The organism is uncultured Oscillibacter sp., from assembly GCF_947654275.1.
In the GTDB taxonomy this organism is placed as follows: Bacteria; Bacillota; Clostridia; order Oscillospirales; family Oscillospiraceae; genus Oscillibacter.
Map to the genome: position 1 here is coordinate 1 of NZ_CANTJS010000029.1, position 17,609 is coordinate 17,609.

The 17,609-nt window shown below is 60.6% G+C and carries 16 protein-coding genes and 1 riboswitch; of the genes, 10 read left to right on the top strand and 6 right to left on the bottom strand.

The features are described 5' to 3' along the window. Positions 1-68: 68 nt before the first annotated feature. Entirely contained in the window at positions 69-902 is an 834-nt protein-coding gene (locus Q0063_RS08940) for an AraC family transcriptional regulator (protein WP_297871634.1), read from the bottom strand. A 412-nt stretch (positions 903-1,314) separates the two neighbouring features. On the opposite strand from Q0063_RS08940, the gene thyA reads away from it, so the two are divergent. The 4 genes from thyA to Q0063_RS08960 all read left to right on the top strand — a co-directional run bounded on the left by thyA (position 1,315) and on the right by Q0063_RS08960 (position 5,488). Beyond that, the gene (gene thyA / locus Q0063_RS08945) at positions 1,315-2,145 is read left to right on the top strand and encodes a thymidylate synthase (protein WP_297871635.1); all 831 of its coding nucleotides are present in this window, start codon (positions 1,315-1,317) and stop codon (positions 2,143-2,145) included. Positions 2,146-2,155: 10 nt separating this feature from the next. Continuing rightward, positions 2,156-2,656: a dihydrofolate reductase gene (locus Q0063_RS08950; protein WP_297871636.1), complete on the top strand. Its 501-nt coding sequence runs from the start codon at positions 2,156-2,158 to the stop codon at positions 2,654-2,656. A gap of 110 nt (positions 2,657-2,766) precedes the next feature. After that, positions 2,767-4,815, top strand: coding sequence for an ATP-dependent DNA helicase RecG (gene recG / locus Q0063_RS08955; RefSeq protein WP_297871637.1), 2,049 nt, complete (start codon positions 2,767-2,769; stop codon positions 4,813-4,815). 163 nt (positions 4,816-4,978) lie between these two features. Next, complete coding sequence (locus Q0063_RS08960) at positions 4,979-5,488, top strand: helix-turn-helix domain-containing protein (RefSeq protein WP_297871669.1); 510 nt, start codon at positions 4,979-4,981, stop codon at positions 5,486-5,488. 222 nt (positions 5,489-5,710) lie between these two features. On the opposite strand, the gene Q0063_RS08965 is transcribed toward Q0063_RS08960, so the two are convergent. The 4 genes from Q0063_RS08965 to Q0063_RS08980 form a co-directional block, all read right to left on the bottom strand. Next, the gene (locus Q0063_RS08965; RefSeq protein ID WP_297871638.1) at positions 5,711-6,259 is read right to left on the bottom strand and encodes an ECF transporter S component; all 549 of its coding nucleotides are present in this window, start codon (positions 6,257-6,259) and stop codon (positions 5,711-5,713) included. A gap of 146 nt (positions 6,260-6,405) precedes the next feature. Continuing rightward, positions 6,406-6,521: riboswitch (FMN riboswitch) on the bottom strand. 227 nt (positions 6,522-6,748) lie between these two features. Then, positions 6,749-9,388: a DNA translocase FtsK gene (locus Q0063_RS08970; RefSeq protein ID WP_297871639.1), complete on the bottom strand. Its 2,640-nt coding sequence runs from the start codon at positions 9,386-9,388 to the stop codon at positions 6,749-6,751. A 69-nt stretch (positions 9,389-9,457) separates the two neighbouring features. Further along, entirely contained in the window at positions 9,458-10,312 is an 855-nt protein-coding gene (locus tag Q0063_RS08975; RefSeq protein WP_297871640.1) for an undecaprenyl-diphosphate phosphatase, read from the bottom strand. 173 nt (positions 10,313-10,485) lie between these two features. Then, positions 10,486-10,962, bottom strand: coding sequence for a DUF4830 domain-containing protein (locus Q0063_RS08980; protein WP_297871641.1), 477 nt, complete (start codon positions 10,960-10,962; stop codon positions 10,486-10,488). A gap of 203 nt (positions 10,963-11,165) precedes the next feature. On the opposite strand from Q0063_RS08980, the gene Q0063_RS08985 reads away from it, so the two are divergent. The 3 genes from Q0063_RS08985 (at position 11,166) to Q0063_RS08995 (ending at position 13,570) form a co-directional block, all read left to right on the top strand. Beyond that, the gene (locus Q0063_RS08985; RefSeq protein ID WP_297871642.1) at positions 11,166-11,897 is read left to right on the top strand and encodes a pseudouridine synthase; all 732 of its coding nucleotides are present in this window, start codon (positions 11,166-11,168) and stop codon (positions 11,895-11,897) included. A 155-nt stretch (positions 11,898-12,052) separates the two neighbouring features. Then, the gene (locus tag Q0063_RS08990) at positions 12,053-13,144 is read left to right on the top strand and encodes a CdaR family transcriptional regulator (RefSeq protein WP_297871643.1); all 1,092 of its coding nucleotides are present in this window, start codon (positions 12,053-12,055) and stop codon (positions 13,142-13,144) included. Positions 13,145-13,216: 72 nt separating this feature from the next. Beyond that, complete coding sequence (locus Q0063_RS08995; RefSeq protein WP_297871670.1) at positions 13,217-13,570, top strand: nuclear transport factor 2 family protein; 354 nt, start codon at positions 13,217-13,219, stop codon at positions 13,568-13,570. A 254-nt stretch (positions 13,571-13,824) separates the two neighbouring features. On the opposite strand, the gene Q0063_RS09000 is transcribed toward Q0063_RS08995, so the two are convergent. Continuing rightward, positions 13,825-14,370, bottom strand: coding sequence for a GNAT family N-acetyltransferase (locus Q0063_RS09000; RefSeq protein ID WP_297871644.1), 546 nt, complete (start codon positions 14,368-14,370; stop codon positions 13,825-13,827). Positions 14,371-14,737: 367 nt separating this feature from the next. Between Q0063_RS09000 and ftsE the strand changes: the two genes are divergently transcribed. From ftsE to Q0063_RS09015, 3 genes are read left to right on the top strand one after another with little or no spacing between them, the layout of a single operon-like run. Continuing rightward, the gene (gene ftsE, locus Q0063_RS09005) at positions 14,738-15,451 is read left to right on the top strand and encodes a cell division ATP-binding protein FtsE (RefSeq protein WP_297871645.1); all 714 of its coding nucleotides are present in this window, start codon (positions 14,738-14,740) and stop codon (positions 15,449-15,451) included. Beyond that, positions 15,444-16,331 carry a permease-like cell division protein FtsX gene (ftsX, locus tag Q0063_RS09010; protein ID WP_297871646.1) on the top strand — a complete coding sequence of 296 codons (888 nt, stop codon included), beginning with the start codon at positions 15,444-15,446 and terminating at the stop codon, positions 16,329-16,331. The genes ftsE and ftsX overlap by 8 nt, the downstream gene beginning before the upstream one ends. A 9-nt stretch (positions 16,332-16,340) precedes the next feature. Beyond that, positions 16,341-17,591 (top strand): murein hydrolase activator EnvC, encoded by a 1,251-nt coding sequence (locus tag Q0063_RS09015; protein ID WP_297871647.1) that lies wholly within the window; start codon positions 16,341-16,343, stop codon positions 17,589-17,591. Positions 17,592-17,609 lie beyond the last annotated feature (18 nt).

Here is a 17,609-nt window from a genome sequence, read left to right on the forward strand (position 1 = left end):
GTTTGAGCTCCATCATCGTCTCCCCTGTATCTACTCGAAACAGCGGCGCGGAAGCAGCAAAAAATATGTCAGCGGAAGTCCCGGGGGTTCATGTGGAAGGTGTTCCGGAAGGCCCGGAGGAATGTGGAGTACTCGGAAAACCCCACCTGTTCCGCCGCCTTCATCACCGGCGTGCCGGAGCGAATCAGCTCCCCCGCCCGCAGCAGCCGCTTCTGACTGATATATTGATGGATGGTGTAGCCTGTGACGTCCTTAAAACGGTGCATCAGGTAGTAGCGGCTGAGATAAAACCGGCCCGCCAGGGCCTCCACCGTCAGATTCTCCTCCAGATGGGCGGCGATGTAGCGCAGAATCTCCTCCACCTTGGGGTCCACCCGGCAGCAGTCCGGCTCCACCTTGGGGTCCCGGAGCACATCCCTGTTTACCTCAATCAAAAGCTGCTGGCAGAGACTGTCCGCCAGCCGGACGGCGCCGAACTCCGTGGAGTGCAGGGCCTCCTCCAGCCGCTGGAGGGTCCGCATGTACTGAAGCCGCTGTTCTCCCTCCGTCCGCAGCAGGTGAAAGCCCCGGCGGCGGGTGGCGTCAAAGCAGGTGTCCAGGGCCTCGCCGGGGTCGCTGCGGGCAGCCATCCAGTCCCGTCCCAGCCAAATCACCACCCGCTCATAGGGCTCGGAGGGGTCAATGACGGGCCGGTGAATTAAATTATGCTGCACCAGCAGAATATCCCAGGGCTGGAGAAAATAGGTGACGCCCTCCACCAGATAGGCCGTCTTTCCCCCCAGGAGCAGAATCATCTTGTCGAACTCGTGGTAATGATAATCCACCTTCTGGGCGCGGCTGTCCTTCAGGTGAAACAGACGGAAATCCTCCTTCAGATATCCCCGCTTGCCGGCCTCGGTCATAACGCCGCCCCCTTTCTTCGTCTGGATGCGGCCGGACAGGGCCCCCTCCGGCCATCTGTCCGGCTTGGTTGACTATACCGCACCTTTCGCCTTTTCACAACCGATATTTCCAACAAACCTGAGAAAAGTTTTGGCACTTCTTTGGAGAAAGCGGCAAAAACCCGCGGAATTTCTTCTGAAAATCCCTTCAAAATGGCGCTTCACACCTGCTTTGAAATTTGCTATAGTATATGGGACTCTGTAAACATAAGATGAAACGAACGTCTTTTCGGCCGGTTCCGCCCTCTGCCGCGTTCCCATGCCTGAGGCCCGGCGCTCCTGTAAATTTTGCCCTGCTTCCGGCAAAAATCAGCTGGAGAACCTGCACAGTTCTTATGTAAACAGACCATCAGAAACGACAGGAGGTTTTGCCATGAGCCGTGCCGACCAGCTCTTTATCCAGAACTGCCGGGACATCCTGGACAGCGGCGTCTGGGACACCGGCCAGGACGTCCGCCCCAGGTGGGAGGACGGAGCGCCCGCCCACACCGTTAAGAAATTCGGCATTGTCAACCGCTATGATCTCAGCGCGGAATTCCCCATCCTGACCATCCGCCGAACCTACTGGAAAACGGCGGTGAAGGAACTGCTATGGATCTGGCAGAAGAAGTCCAGCAACATCCACGATCTGGAGGCCCGCATCTGGGATCAGTGGGCCGGCGAGGACGGCTCCATCGGCAAGGCCTACGGCTATCAGTTGGGGGTGAAGCACCGGTATCCCGAGGGGGAGATGGACCAGGTGGACCGGGTGCTCTATGATTTGCGGCACAATCCCGCCTCCCGGCGCATCCTGACCAGCCTCTATAATTTTCAGGACCTCCACGAAATGAATCTCTATCCCTGCGCCTGGTCTATGACCTTCAATGTCTCCGGAAATGTCCTGAACGCCATTTTGAACCAGCGCAGTCAGGATATGCTCACCGCCAACAACTGGAACGTGACGCAGTACGCCGTTCTGGTCCACATGTTCGCCCGGGCCAGCGGTCTGGTCCCCGGGGAGCTGGTCCATGTCATTGCCGACGCCCACATTTACGACCGGCATGTTCCCATCATCCGGCGGCTGCTGGAGGTCTCCCCCGCCCCGGCCCCCGTCTTTTCCGTGGACCCCGGCGTGACGGACTTCTACGCCTTCACCCCGGACAGCTTCCATATGGAGGGCTACGCCCCCGCCCCCTTTGACGAAAAAATCCCCGTAGCCATATGAGGTGCTTTGAATGAACGCAATCGTAATCACAGACCGGCGCTGGGCCATTGGCCGGGACGGGGGGCTGCTGTTCTCCCTGCCCACTGACATGCGCCATTTCCGGGACCGCACCATGGGCGGCACCGTCATCTTGGGCCGCCGGACCCTGGACTCCTTCCCCGGCGGCAGGCCCCTTCCAGGGCGGCGGAACATCGTCGTCACCCACCAGGCCGACCTTTCCCAGGAGGGCATGGAAACCGCCGCCAGCCTGGACGAGGCCGTGGCCCTGGCGGGAGAGGACGGCGAAAACGTCTGGGTCATCGGCGGCGGCAGCGTCTACACCGCTCTGCTGAACCGCTGCCGCCGGGTGGTCCTCACGCGGGTGGACGCCCAGGCCGAGGGCGCGGACACCTTCTTTCCCAACCTGGATAAGCTGCCCAACTGGACCCTGGTCTCTACCGGCGAGCCCATGGAGGAAAACGGCCTGACCTTCCGTTTCCTGGAATACGTCAACACAAGGCTGAACGGCTGAGCTGACTGGCCGTTCGCCGCCCGGACTTTGGGGTATCCCCCAAAGTCCCTTGTTTTTCCCTGCGTCTCACGCTATAATGGTCCGGAAGAATCCTGAAGAGGAGGCATCCCATGGCAGATCTGACCACCGATGTGCGCTATATCAAGGGCGTGGGCGAGCAGCGGGCCAAGGCCCTGGAAAAGCTGGGCATTCATACCCTGCGGGACCTGATTTCCTGGTTCCCCCGGCGCTATGAGGACCGGACGGCCCTCCGCCGCATTGCCGAGCTGGTCCCCGGCGAGACCGCCTGTGTGTCCGCCATGGCGGCCACGGCTCCCACCCTGACCTTCACCCGCCGGGGGCTGGACCTGGTGAAGCTCCGGGCGGTGGACGAGACCGGGGAGCTGGACGTCACCTTTTTCAATCAGTCCTGGCTGAAAAGCAGTCTGAAAAAAGGCGAGACCTATATTTTCTGCGGCAAGCCGGAGGGGGGGCCCCGGCTCTGGCGCATGGCGGCCCCCATCGTGGAGCCTGAGGGGAAGCGGGAGGCCACCTGCCGCATCGTCCCCATCTATCCCCTCACCGCCGGGGTCAGCCAGACCGTCCTCTCCCGGTCTGTCCGCCAGGGGCTGGACGCCTGCGCGGACATTCTGCCCGACGTGCTCCCCGACGAACTCCGGCAGCGGCGCCAGCTCTGTCAGGCGGGCTTTGCCTATGAAAACATCCACTTTCCTCAGAGCGCCGAGGCCCTGGCCCTGGCCCGGCGTCGGCTGGCCTTTGAAGAGCTGTTCCTGTTCACCATCGGCCTGCGGCGGCTGCGGAAGCGGCGGGAGGTCGTTCATGTCGCCCCCTTCCAGGCCGTGGACATGGACGGGTTCTACCGGGCCCTGCCCTTTACCCTGACGGAGGCCCAGCGGCGCTGTGTGGACGAGGCCCTGGCGGACATGGCCTCCGGCCAGCCCATGAACCGGCTCTGCCAGGGGGACGTGGGCTCCGGCAAAACCATGGTGGCGGCGGCCTGCGTGTACTTCGCCGTGAAAAACGGACGGCAGGCGGCGCTGATGGCCCCCACGGAGATTCTGGCCCAGCAGCATTACGCGGGCCTCTCTCCCCTGCTGGAGCCCCTGGGCGTCCGCTGCGCCCTGCTCACCGGGTCCACCGCCGCCAAAGCCAAAAAAACAATCGCCGCCCAGCTGGCGGCGGGAGAAATTGACTTTGCCATCGGAACTCACGCCCTGATTACCGGAAGCGTGGAATACGCCAACCTGGGATTGGTGGTTACCGACGAACAGCACCGCTTCGGCGTCAGCCAGCGGGCGGCCCTGGCCTCCAAGGGGGCCCATCCTCACACCATGGTCATGTCCGCCACCCCCATCCCCCGGACCCTGGCCCTGATTCTCTACGGGGATTTGGACGTGTCCGTCATCGACCAGCTGCCGCCGGGGCGTCAGGCGGTGGAGACCTACCGGGTCCCCGGCAGCTACCACCCCCGGGTTTTCAGCTTCATCCGCAAGCTGGCCGCCCAGGGGCGGCAGGCCTATATCGTCTGCCCCCAGGTGACGGAGAGCGGCGACCCCGAGGACGACAAAAAGGCCGTCACAGAATACGCCCAGACCCTTCAGCGGGAGGTCTTCCCCGACCTGCGGGTGGCCTTTGTCCATGGGAAGATGAAGCCCAAAGAGAAGGACGCCGTTATGACCGCCTTTGCCGCCGGGGAAACAGACGTGCTGGTGTCCACCACCGTCATCGAGGTAGGCGTGGACGTGCCCAACGCCGCCGTGATGGTCATTGAAAACGCGGAGCGCTTCGGCCTCAGCCAGCTCCACCAGCTCCGGGGCCGGGTGGGCCGGGGGAAGCACCAGTCCTACTGCATCCTGATTTCCGACCACAGAAACGAGGAGACGGCGGAGCGGCTGCGGGTGCTGACCAAAACCTCCGACGGCTTCAAAATCGCTGAGGAGGACCTGCGCCTCCGGGGGCCGGGGGATTTCTTCGGCCAGCGGCAGCACGGCCTGCCGGGGCTGAAGCTGGCGGACCTGGGAATGGACGCCCAGCTGCTCCAGGAGGCCCAGGAGGAGGCGGACAGCCTGCTGGCCAGGGACCCGGAGCTCAAAACCTGCCCCGCCGTCGCGGAGCGGGCGGAGGCCCTTTTCAGGCAGGCGGCGGATACGCTGAATTGAACCGGAGCCCGGACCAGCCGGACAGCGCCTGCGGCGGAGGCAGACTCCCCCTGTGTCAGGCCGAAAACCGGACCTGAGCGAAAAAACGCCGTCATGTTAATTTGCGTTGCTTGCCGCAACGGGCTTCCCTCAGTATAATGGCGGTGAAAGGAGGCGCTCTTTGATGCTAAGCGAAAACATAAAAGCCATCAGAATATCCAAAGGGCTCTCACAGGAGGAACTTGCGGGCAGGCTGAATGTGGTGAGGCAGACCATCTCAAAATGGGAACAGGGCCTGTCGGTTCCGGATTCCGACATGCTGATCTCCATTTCAGAGGTATTTGAAACGCCGGTGAGCGTACTGCTGGGGGAAACCGCCGCCGGGGAAAAGACCGGCGACCTCAGGGCCATTTCCCAGACCCTTGAGGCCATCAGCCTTCAGCTTGCGCACAGGAAATCACGACGGCAGGCCGTGCTTCACTGGTCCTTCATCTTAATGTGTGCGGCTTCGGCAGCCGTTTTCGCAGCCCTGGTCCGATTGAACAGCCCTTACCTGGCCTGGGATTACAGCCATCCGGAAACCGCAGTCATCGGAACAGCGTTTCACGCATTTGAGTGGCTGTCCGTCAGAATCGCGCCGCTTGTCCTGATTGGCGGAATCGCCGGGTTTTGTTTGACGCGAAAAAAATCATAATCTTTTTGGGGTTCGGAGGAGTGTCCGGATTTTTGGGTTCCGGGTTTAAATTCAGAACCGCTCTGCCCTCCGGCGGCAGCCCCGGACCACGGCGCAGCTTCCGTCCTGACATGCCAGCCTGTCCCCTGCGGCGCGCAAAACGCCGGAGAAGTTTCTTCTCCGGCGTTTTTCTTTTCTCCTCTTCCGGCGGTTATGTCCGGCGGCGCAAACGCGCGGACAGGCTTATTCCGGTTCCTCCATAAAGCCCCCGCGTCTCAGCGCCGTCATAAGGGGCCGGTACAGCAGCAGGGTCAAAGCCGCGTTCAGGCCGCCCTTTATGAGATTGAAAGGCAGAAAGACCGGAATCAGCAGCTCTGCCACCGCTTCCCTGGGATAACCCATGTAAATGGGGGTAATCAGATAGTTCCAGGGCAGCATGACCGAGACCATGCACAGCCACCCGCACAGCAGTCCCCTGACTGCGCCGGACAGGGTCCGCCTCCGCCGGTAGACCAGCGCCGCGGTGCAGGCGAAGGCGCAGCTTGAAACGACGTTCATGAGGCAGCCCAGGACCCCGGTTTCGCTGACGGTGCACATCTCGGCCAGCGAGACCGCCAGAGCCACGGAGCACGCGGTTGCCGGTCCGTAGATCAGCCCGCCGGCGGCAATCACCACATCCTTTGGGTCGTACTTCAGGAAGAGCACCAGGGGAACCCGTCCCGCCGCTGCGGCCCCGTAGGCAAGGGCGCAGAGCATCCCTGCTGCCGCGAGGTTTTTGGTTGTTCGGTTCATAAATCATACCTCCTCAAAAAGATAAACACCTAAAAGCATGAAAATGCCTTTAGGTGTTTTACTCTTGAGACGTATGGAGCATGTCAGCAAGGCCGCCGCCGGAAGAAAAAGAACGCGCGGAACGCCAGGAGCCCCTGACGAATTCCATACGCCTTCTTTAATCCAGACTGTACTGTCGGTTTTGGAATTGCACCAAATCAGCGCTTGGGCGCTCGCGGACTCTACCGCCGATCGGGAATTTCACCCTGCCTTGAAGACATTCATACTATTTAGTTGTCACGCCTGATTATAAACCGCTTCCCCCGCCGTGTCAACAGGAATCCGGTTCGCGGGAATGTCCAGACGCGCATGTTATCAGAAGGATGAGGAAGCGGACTCTGTCCCGCCCCGTTTTTCGGAAGCCGCAAGCTCCCGGGAGACGGGCCGGGACAGACTCCTGCATAAAGTTTCCGAAAAGTTTCCGAGCAGGACACTCCCCCGGTTCGCCCCTCACTCCTCTTCCAGCGGCTCCTCCGGCCCGTCATTGCCGGTTCCGCCCATCTTCATCTCCTGCCACTTCTCCTTCGTAATCAGAAGCTGCCGGGGCTTGGACCCCTCGAAGGGGCCCACATAGCCCCGTTCCTCCATCTGGTCCACCAGCCGGGCCGCCCGGGAATAGCCCAGCTTCAGCCGCCGCTGGAGCATGGACACAGAGGCCTGTCCCGTCTCCAGGATGACCTCCACGGCGGCGGGCAGCAGTTCGTCCTCCTCGCTGGGCTCCGGCTCGGCAGGGGCCTTTCCGCCCTTGCTTCCCTTTTCCTGGACGGATTCCTCAATCTTGGCAATCACCTCGTCGTCATAGCGGGCTTCGCCGGTCTGCTTGACAAAGGCCACCACCTGTTCAATCTCCTCCGGGGTGATGAAGCAGCCCTGAACCCGCTGGGGCTTGCCCGCTCCCAGGGGAGCATAGAGCATGTCGCCCCGGCCCACCAGCTTCTCCGCGCCGGTGTTGTCCAGAATGATGCGGGACTCCAGAGAGGAGGCCACGGCAAAGGCGATGCGGCTGGGAATGTTGGCCTTCATCAAGCCGGTAATCACGTCGGCGGAGGGCCGCTGGGTGGCGATGACCAGGTGCATTCCGGCGGCGCGGCCCATCTGGGCCACCCGGCAGATGGATTCCTCCACCTCCTTGGCCGCCACCAGCATCAGGTCCGCCAGCTCGTCGATGACCACCACCACGCTGGGCAGGGGCTCCAGGTCCTCCCGCTGCCGGGCCAGGCGGTTGAACTCCTCCAGCTTCTTCACGCCGTGCTCAGAAAAGGTCTTGTAGCGCTTCATCATCTCAAACACAGCCCACTGCAGGGCCCCGGCGGCCTTCTTGGGGTCCGTCACCACGGGAATCAGCAGATGGGGGATGCCGTTGTAGGGGGCCAGCTCCACCATCTTGGGGTCCACCATGATAAACCGGACCTCCTCCGGCGTGGACTTGAAGAGCAGGCTGATAATCAGGGAGTTGGTGCACACGGATTTGCCGGAACCGGTGGTGCCGGCAATCAGCACGTGGGGCAGCGTCCCGATGTCCCCGATGACGTTCCGGCCCCCGATGTCCCGGCCCAGGGCAAAGGCGGACTGGGACTTATGGCCGGAGAACTCCCGGGACTCGATGACGTCCCGAATCAGCACCGGCGTCACCTGCTTGTTGGGCACCTCAATGCCCACCACAGAGATTTTGTCCGGAATGGGGGCGATGCGCACGCCGGTGGCCCCCAGGGCCAGGGCGATGTCGTCGGCCAGATTGGTGATTTTGGACAGCTTCACCCCCTGCTCCAGGACGAACTCGTAACGGGTGACGGACGGCCCGTGGATGACGTCGCCGGGGGTGGCGTCCACGCCAAAGCTGGTCAGGGTCTCCGCCAGACGGCGGGAGTTGTTCCGCAGCTCCGCTCCGGCCTCCACATGGTTCTCCCCGCTGCTCTGCCGCAGCAGGTCGATGGGAGGATACAGATAAGCGCCTTCCTCCGCCGCCAGTTTCTCCTCGATCTCCGCCGCCACGGCGGCGGTCTGGGCCGCCACCTCCTTGGCGGTCTCCGCCTTGCTGGTCCGTCCAAAGGTCTCCGGTTTGGGCGTCTCTTTGGGGGGTTCTTTGGGAGACTCCCGGACAGGCTCAGGCGTTTTGGGCTGGACCGGGATGTCTTCTCTTTCAGGTATCGCCGGCGTGCGGATTTCCGTCGCCGGCTCCGGGACGGCGGCAACCGCAGGCTCCGGCACCGGCCTGGGCGCTTCCCGAACGGGCTCCGGGCTCCTGACGGTTTCCCTGGGCTCGTCCCGGACGGTCTCGGCATGGGCCGTCAGAATCTGGTCCGGGGTCCGCTGGTCCTCGGACTTATGGCGGAAGAAGCCGGTAAACCGGCTCTTCTCCCGCTCCCGCCGGGGAGGCGGCGCCTCGCCGTCCAGGGGAATGTCAATCTGGGGCTTGGGCCCGGCGGCACGCCGCCGGGGCGGGTCCACAGGCGTGACCTTGATGGCCGGCGTTTCCTCCTCCTCGTACTGGGGCCGCTGGCGGTGCTTCTCCAGCAGCGCCGCCCAGGTCAGCCGGAAGGAAATCATCAGCAGCACCACAAAAAGCACCGTGAAAAGAATCACCGAGGCCAGCCTGGAAAACACCGCCACGGAGCCGTTGGCCAGCACGCCGGAAACAGCGCCGCCGGACTTCAGGGCCACGCCGTCGGTCCAGATGGTTTTCAGCAGGCCGAAAAAGGAGGGATCATAAACCTCCTTGCAGATCACCATATGGGTGAGCGCGCCGAAAAACAGCGGCAGCAGCAGGGCGCAGGACGCCCGCAGCCGCACCGGCCTGCCGTGGTGGAACACCAGGATCAGCCCCGCCAGCAGCAGCGCCGGGCCGGAAATCCAGTAGCCATAGCCAAACAGGCCCTTGATGAGGGTGCTCATCAAATCAATAAACAGGGCCTTGACGCCGAAATAGCTGACAAACACAAAGAGAGCCAGCGCCAGCAGAACGCCCCCCGCCACCTCCCGGCGGACGGGGCGCTGTTTTTGGCTCTGCCGGCTTCCGCCGCTCTTCCGGCTGCCGCCGGAGCTCCTGGAGCCCTGTTTTGTTGACGTACGCTTTTGTGTTGAGGTCGCCACAGGTATGTACCTCCGTTTTTGGTTTTCCCCGTTCCGCCGGGGATTCTCTTATGCGTCCGAATCCGTTCCTCAGACAGCGCTGCCGGCCCTCTGGAAGACAATCAGCGCCAGCGTCACTACGCCGGCCAGCCAGCAGTAATAGGCGAAGAAGCCGAATTTGCCCCGTTCCGCAATCAGCTTCAGCAGGCGGATGCAGGCGTAGCCCACCACCGCCGACACCGCCACGCCCACCAGGTAGATGGGGACCTCCTCCCAGAGAACGCCGGCCTCAACGGCCTTCTTCAAGCTCAGGATGTTGGCCCCCAGAATGGCGGGAATGGACATCAGGAAGGAGTAGCGGACGGCAAACTTCCGTTCGAAGCCCACGAAGCACCCGGCTGTGATGGTGGTGCCGGAGCGGGAGATGCCGGGACAGGTGGCCACGGCCTGACCCACGCCCACCAGCAGCGCGTCCAGAAGCGAGGCGGTCCGCTCCGTCTTCCGGCCCCGGCGGACCCGGTCGCTGGCGAAGAGCAGGCAGCCCGTGACCAGCAGCGCCGCCGCCACGAAATACATGTTGTCCCCCAGGCTCTCCACCTGATCCATCACCGGCAGAACCGCGAACAGGGGCAGGGTCCCCACCACAATCAGCAGAATCATCCGCCGGGCCGGGGGCACCGGCGTGGGCGTGGTTCCATGGAGGATATCGGCGGCCCCGTCGAAGAACTCCAGAATCATCTCCCGGATATCCTCCCAATAGGCGGCGAACACCGCCGCCAGGGTGCCCAGGTGGAGCAGCACATCAAAAAAGCCCGGAATTTCCGTGGTCTGTCCCAAAAGGTGCTCCGCAATGGCCAGATGGCCGGAGCTGGACACCGGCAGAAATTCCGTGACGCCCTGGATGACGCCCAGAAGAATGGAGGATAACAGGGTCAAAGCATTCACGCTCCTAACGTTGGCAGATTTCACCGGACATACCAGACAGTATAACATGGCCGGCCTGTAAATTCCAGTCATATTTCTCGTTTCTGAAACTTTTGTTTGTTTCGACACATCCGGCGAAAAAGAGGACGGCCGAACCGCGCCCGGCCGCCCTGTTCACTTCCCTCCGGACCTGCCTACCGCCCTTCCTCCGTCCCGCCGGAAATCAGGGGGTCCTGAAAGCCCCCGGAGCCGGGACAGAAGAGATCTCCGGCGGCGGGAACGCCCCCGCAGAGATACAGATTGGCCTGGACCCCCTCCGCCCGGCTGGGATGATTGAGGACGGCATAGGTATAGCGGGACACCTGAAGCCCCAGGCACTCTCTCAGGTCGAAGCCCTGGGGCAGCTGGAGTTCGTTATAGGATAAATAGGGCTCTTCCAGCTTCTCGGGGAACAGGAACTGAAGGGTCTCAATGGGCTCCTCCTCCACCTCCCAGCCCAGGGACCGAAGATACTCCACCCGCTGGGCATTGCCGGTCAGCTGGGGTCGGGGCGCCTCTGTCTCCTCCGGCGTGCGGCCCATCAGCACAATCAGCACGGCCATCACCACGCCCATGAATATCACGGCGGCCACGGCTTTCTTTTTGGAAAATTTGGCTGTCCAAATCAACATATTCATCCCTCCTGTCTGTTCTTATTCATGTCCGGGACAATTTATGATACGGGATTTGTCCGCCTCCGGCCCCTCGCCCCGTCCTGTGAATCTTTGCGCCTTTTTCCCTTCATTTCTCTTCAAATATCACCCGGTCTGTGATATCATAGACCCAGAGCGTCCCTGAGACGCGGAAACACAACAAAAACAGGAGGGAAACGCCCATGGAGAGGCCAAAGCCCCAGCGGCTGGACAAACTCATCGCCTCCACAGGAAAATGGTCCCGGCGGGAGGTCCGGGAGCTGGTTCGCCGGGGCCGGGTGACGGTAGACGGCCGGCCCGCCCGCTCCGCCGAGGACAAGGCGGACCCGGAGACCGCCTCCATTCTGGTAGACGGCCAGCCCCTGGGCTACCGGCGCTATACCTGGCTGATGCTGAACAAGCCCGCCGGCGTCCTCTCCGCCACAGAGGACGGGCGGGGAAAAACCGTGCTGGACCTGCTGCCCCAGGAGCTCCGGCGGCAGGGGCTGTTCCCCGTGGGGCGGCTGGACAAGGACACCGAGGGCCTTTTGCTGCTGACCAACGAGGGCGGACTGGCCCACGCCCTTCTCTCCCCGAAACGCCATGTGGACAAGGTCTACTATGCCCGGGCCGCCGGGCGTCTGGCGGAGGCGGACCGCCGGGCTCTGGCGGCGGGCCTGACTCTGGAGGACGGCCTGGTCTGCCTCCCGGCCAGGCTGGAGATTCTGACTTCCGGCGAGACCAGCGAGGTCCTGATTACCCTCCGGGAAGGAAAATTCCACCAGGTCAAACGGATGCTGGCGGCACGGGGCGCGCCGGTTCTGTACCTGGAACGGGTCCGGATGGGCTGCCTGGACCTGGATCGGAGCCTCCCCCGGGGAGGGTTTCGCTTTTTGACCGAGGAAGAGATGGAAAAACTCCGGGCACTTGTGTAGTTCCTAGAAAAAGCTCGAATACTAACCAAAAACTCAAAGGTTTTTTTGTTGAAAAAAGAAAAAACATCTTGCTTTTTGGAGAAAATGCCGATATAATAGTGCCATTGACAAAATACACAAGGTTTCCCCTGTAAATTTAGCTGAGGAGGATGACCATGTCTGGGAGAATTTATCAAAACGTGGTGCTGCAATTAAAGGAAAACACGGATCGGACCATCGGTGTCATTGACAGCGAGGGCATCGTGATCGCATGCAGCGAGCTGTCCCTGATCGGGCAGCGCTGGACGGAGTATGTCCCGGTGGTGAACAACGCCTCCGGTGCCCTGATCTCCTCCGACGGCAAAACCTTCAAGGCCCTCAACGGCTGGGGCAATCAGTTTGACTATGCCGCCTTCGCCTTTGGAGAAAACGACGTCAGCAAGGCCGTCTGTTCCGTTGCCACGGTGGCGCTGAACGCCGCCAAGTCCTATTATGAGGAAAAGCACGACCGGGGCTCCTTTATCAAGGACATCATCTCCGACAACATCATGCTGGGGGATATTTACATGCGGGCCAAGGAGCTGCGGGTCACCGCCGATGTGGCCCGGGGCGTCTTCGCAATCCGCTCCCTGAAAAAGGGCGAGTCCGTGCCCACCGACGTGGTGCAGTCCATGTTCCCCGACCGGCAGAACGATTTCGTTCTCAACATCGGTGAGGGCGACGTGGTTCTGGTCCGGCAGATGCCCGAGGGCGCCGGCTTCCGGGAGCTGAACAAAATCGCCTCCTCCATTGAGGAAAGTCTCCGCTCCGGCAGCGAGAGCACCGTTGTGGTGGGCATCGGCACCATCGCCACCCACCTGCGGGACCTGGCAAAATCCTATAAGGAGGCCCAGATTTCCATTGACGTGGGCAAAGTCTTCGACACGGAAAAGTATGTTATCAACTATGAAAACCTGGGCATCGGCCGTCTGATTTACCAGCTGCCCACCACCCTCTGCGAGATGTTCCTCCAGGAGGTTTTCAAGAAGAATCCCATCGACGCCCTGGACAAGGAAACCCTGTTCACCATCCACCGCTTCTTCGAGAACAACTTGAACGTCTCCGAAACCGCCCGGAAGCTCTTCGTCCACCGGAACACCCTGGTCTACCGGCTGGAGAAAATCAAGAAGCTGACAGGCCTGGACCTCCGGGAGTTCGACGACGCCATTACCTTCAAGGTGGCCCTGATGGTCAAGAAGTATCTGACTTCCCGGGGCATCGACTCCTGAGCGGCCCGGCAGCAGTCAAAAGGGACCCGGCAGACAAGGAATCGAAACAAACACAGAAAGGGTAATCGTATGCTGCGGCCGAAAGAAGTGGTATGCAAGTGGGTAGACGCCTTCAACCTCCATGATGTGGAGGCAATTACAAGCCTTTATCATGAAAACGCCATAAACCATCAGGTAGCAAATGACCCTGTTACGGGAATCGAGGCAATCCGGGCAATGTTCACAGAAGAATTTGCCTCCGCAGATATGACGGCCATTACAGAGAATATATTTGAAGACGGGCAGTGGGCGATTCTTGAGTGGCGCGACCCCCTGGGGCTCCGGGGATGCGGCTTTTTCCAGGTTGTGAATGGGAAAATTCTGTTCCAGCGGGGCTATTGGGATAAGCTCTCTTTTTTGAAGCAGCACAATCTGCCCATTGAGTGAGCAAATCCGCCGGCATCATTCCGCAGTCCCTTGAGAAGGCTTTTTACCTCCAGTTACTTCCAGCTTATCGGGCAGTTATCCATTCTGGATAGCTGCCTGAACATTTGCGCAGAAGAGGCCGGGCAGAGCCTCCTCCTCCCTTTTCAGACGGGTGCTGCTGAACGCGGCTTCACCAAACCATTCGTTAAACTATCCAAAACAGGCAGCCGCCCGTTCATGGATGGCTGCCCAATAAACTGGAGCTTATACACATATCATAATTCCAGTCTCATATGAATAACTTCTTGAAATCCCGCCAGTCGGGAATGAAAGCCTTTGGGATTTCTGCCATATTCAACAAATCCGGCTTTTTTATACATGGATAACGCTCTTGCATTGCTAGCAACCGCACTCAGTTCAAGCTGGATATATCCCGCAGCCCTTGCACATTCAATGCACACTGCCGTCAACGCCTGTCCAATCCCCAGTCCCCAAAATTCTTTAGCTACACTGATGCCCAATTCGGCGCGATGCCGCACCTTATGTTTTTTCCCCACTGCTTCAACCCCAGCGGTTCCCACCACTGCATGATTGACTACGGCAACGATTTCGATTTCATTTTTACTTTCGGATTTCTCTTTCAGAAATTGGCTTTCCTGCGTGACATCAAAGCAATTTTCGTCTGGATAGGTCAGTAAATAATCGGTCTCTCCATGTGTCAAATGAAAGTGATCAAGTACGGCTTGACCGTCAGATTCGGTTCCGTTTCTCAAGCAGCATTCAATCCCATTTTTCAACCGTATCACTTTATGATATTTCATCGCTGGCGCCTCACAACTAAAGATTTGTTGAACCGATTATAACACAAGACCCCTGTCATATCAATGTGCCTCTGTAGAAATCGCCGGAGTTATATGTTTCTTAAAAGGGACAGCCTGCTCCGCCGCTTGACAAACAGCCGCCGCTGTGGTAGAGTTACTTTCACACTATCGCAATAGTTTGCACTACCCCGCTTCCGCCCCGGACATGTGAAAAAACTGGAAATCGAAAAAGAAAACGATTCTCTTGTTGCATTGGGGCGGAAAACCATATATAATGGTGTTTATTATGGAATTTTGCCGGCTGCCGGCCGGGGACAGCCCGCCGGTCCGCCGCCGCCCTTTTCCGACAGCAATGGGAGGTGCCCGTATGGTAGAATCAGAGTCCGCAGTCATCGAACTTAAGGACGTGGAAATGACCTATGAAAATGGGACGAAGGCCGTCCGGGGGATCTCGCTGAGAATCCGTCCCGGCGAGTTCGTCTTTCTGGTGGGGCCCTCCGGCTCCGGCAAGTCCACCATTATCAAGCTCCTCACCGGCGAGGTGGAGCCCAGCGTGGGCCGGGTGCGGGTCAACGGCTTTTCCACCCGGAATATCTCCGAGCGGCAGATTCCCCTGATGCGCCGGACGCTGGGGGTTATTTTCCAGGACTTCCGCCTGATTGACAAAAAGACCGTTTATGACAACCTGGCCTTTGTCATGCGCGCGGTGGGGGCCTCTGCCAGGGAGAGCCGCCAGAGGATTCCCTATGTCCTGGAGCTGGTGGGTCTGGAGGACAAGGCCCACAGCTACCCCAATGAGCTCTCCGGCGGCGAGCAGCAGCGGGTGGCCATTGCCCGGGCCCTGGTGAACAACCCGGACACCATCATTGCCGACGAGCCCACCGGCAACCTGGACCCGGAGCGGTCCCTGGAGCTGATGGACCTGCTGGTGAAAATCAACGAGCTGGGCACCACCATGGTGGTGGTGACTCATGAAAAAGATCTGGTGGACCGGTTCGGCAAGCGGGTCATCACCATTGATTCCGGGCGGGTCATCAACGACAGCGTGGGCCGCTATGTGGGAGGACATATCCATGGGTAAACACAATTTCGGATATTTTGTCCACGAGGGGCTGTCCAACATGTTCAGCCACGGCTTCATGAGCTTTGCCGCCATCGGCATCACCGTGGCCTGTCTGCTGATTATGGGCACCTTTTCCCTGGTGGCGGTAAACGCCAACGCCCTTCTGGCAGACCTGGAGCAAGAGAACGAAATCCTGGCCTTTATCGAGGAGGACTGTACGGACCAGCAGATCAAGGCCCTGGAAAAGACGCTGGGGGCCGTGCCCAATGTGACCTCGGTGACGTTCATCAGCCGGGAGGAGGCCATGGAAAAATTCCTGGAGGACTATCCGGACGAGGAGTATTTCAAGGACCTGGACCCGGAAATTCTGCGGGACCGGTTTTCCCTGAAGATTGACGATCTGGAGCTGATTTCCCAGACGGTGGAGCAGGTGCGGAACACCCAGGGCATCGGCGGCATCAACGCCTATGAGGACGTGGCCGGGGGCTTCATCACCGTGCGGAATGTGGCCTCGGTGGTCTGCATCGCCCTGATTGCCATTCTCTTCATCGTCTCCCTGTTCATCATCTCCAACACCATCCGTCTCACCACCTTTGACCGCCGGGAGGAAATCGCCATCATGCGGATGGTGGGCGCCACCAACGGTTTCATCCGCTGGCCCTTTGTGTATGAGGGCTTTTTGCTGGGCCTGCTGGGCTCCACCATCGCCTTCTTCCTGCAATGGATGCTCTACGAGGCGGTGTCCAAGGGCGTCAGCACCAACGACGCCCTCCAGCTCATCGACGTGGTTCCCTTTCAGCAGCTCTGGAAGCCGGTGGCCCTGACCTTCGGCTGCGCGGGCATTCTGATCGGCGTAGGCGGCAGCCTCTCCGCCATCCGGAAGTATTTACAGGTCTGAGGAGGGCATATGAAGCGGAAAAAGAACATCAAGGGGCTTGGACGGATTCTGACGCTGGCCCTGGTCCTGTGCCTGCTGCCGGCCAATCTTCAGCCGGCGGCGGCGGTCACCCAGGCGGACATCGACGCGCTGAAGGACGACGCCAAGGGCCTGGCCCAGGAGAAAAAGGACATTCAGGCCCAGCTGGACAAGCTCTCCGGCGACATCAGCAACACCTTGGAGCGCAAGCGCCTGCTGGACGGTCAAATCAGCCTCACCGAGGACGAAATCGCCAACACCGAACAGGAAATTGAGACCTACGCCGCCCTCATCACCCAGACGGAACAGGAGCTGGCGGACGCCGAGGAACGGGAAGCCCAGCAGTACGCCCTGTTCTGCAAGCGGGTCCGGGCCATGGAGGAGCAGGGGAAAACGGAATACTGGGCCGTCCTGTTCCGGGCGGACAGCCTCTCGGACCTGCTGGGCCGACTGGACATTGTCAACGAGATTATGGACTATGACCAGCGTGTAATCGAAAATCTGAAAGTCATTCAGGCGGAAATTGCCGATACCAAGGTCACCCTGGAGGGGCAGAAAACCGCCTCTGAGGAAGCCAAGTCCCAGCTGGAGCAAAAGAAAAAGGACCTGGACAACCGCCGAGAGGAGGCCAACGCCCTGATTGCCCAGCTCCGCAAGCAGCAGGAGGAACAGGAGGATGCCCTGGACGACCTCTCCGCCGACGAGGCGGCGGTGCAGGCCAAGATCAAGGAGCTGAACCGGAAGCTGGCCGAGGAGGAGGCCGCCCGGCTGGCGGCGGCGGGCCAGTCGGCTCCCGCGTCCAACCCCGGCGGGTACATCTGGCCGGTAAACAGCCGTTATATCACCTCCACCGTAGGAGGCCGGGCCTCTCCCGGCGGCATCGGCTCCACCAACCACAAGGGCACCGACATCGGCCGGGTGGGCTATACCAGTTCCATCTACGCGGCCAAGGCGGGCACCGTCATCATCTCCGAGTACTCCAGGAGCTACGGACACTATGTAGTGGTGTCCCACGGGCCGGGCAACTCCACGCTCTACGCCCACATGAGCAAGCGTTCCGTCTCCGTGGGACAGCGTGTAAACCAGGGCGACGTCCTGGGGGTCACCGGCTCCACCGGCAACTCCACCGGTCCCCATCTCCACTTTGAGATTACGGAAAACAACCAGATTATCAACCCGCTGAACGACGGCGCAGCCCCGAAAAAGGGCTATCTCACCGGGTACACCCTCAGCGGAACATAACATATTTCGGCCTCCCGC